The 572-nt window shown below is 65.6% G+C and carries 1 protein-coding gene; it reads left to right on the top strand.

Going from position 1 to position 572, the window contains the following annotated elements:
* Positions 1-33 precede the first annotated feature (33 nt).
* A partial coding sequence (locus NO347_RS17170) for a peroxiredoxin (RefSeq protein ID WP_425492412.1) occupies positions 34-572 on the top strand: 539 nt, incomplete at its 3' end.

Genomic DNA, 572 nt, shown 5'->3' with positions numbered 1-572 from the left:
GCAGACCCCGACGAATCGGCCGGCGCCCCCGGAATCGGCGATCAGTTCCCCCAGCTCACCGTGGAGACGAGCCACGGCGAACTGACCATCCCCGACGACTACGAGGGCAAGTGGCTCGTCCTGTTCAGCCACCCCGGCGACTTCACGCCCGTCTGTACCTCGGAGTTCGTCGCCTTCGAGCAGCGCCGCGAGGAGTTCGAAGAACTCAACGCCGAACTGCTCGGGCTGTCGGTCGACCGCGTACACTCGCACATCAAGTGGACCGAGTGGATCGACGAGAACCTCGACGTCGACATTCAGTTCCCGATCATCGCTGACGACCAGGGCTCGGTCGGAAAGCGCCTCGGGATGATCCACCCGGGCGCAGGTACCTCCACGGTTCGTAGCGTCTTCCTCATCGACCCCGAGGGTACCGTCCGCATCGTCCTCACGTACCCGATGGAGATCGGCCGCAACATCGACGAGATCCTCCGCTCGCTGCGCGCGCTCCAGATGAGCGACGAGGAAGGCGTCGCCGCCCCCGCCGACTGGCCCGAAAACGAGAAATTCGGCGACCGCGTCCTCCTGTCGCC

It is taken from the genome of Halobellus inordinatus, from assembly GCF_024464655.1.
GTDB lineage: Archaea > Halobacteriota > Halobacteria > Halobacteriales > Haloferacaceae > Haloquadratum > Haloquadratum inordinatus.
The sequence above is the reverse complement of the archived record's forward strand: the minus strand, read 5'-3'. Positions and strand labels throughout refer to the sequence as shown.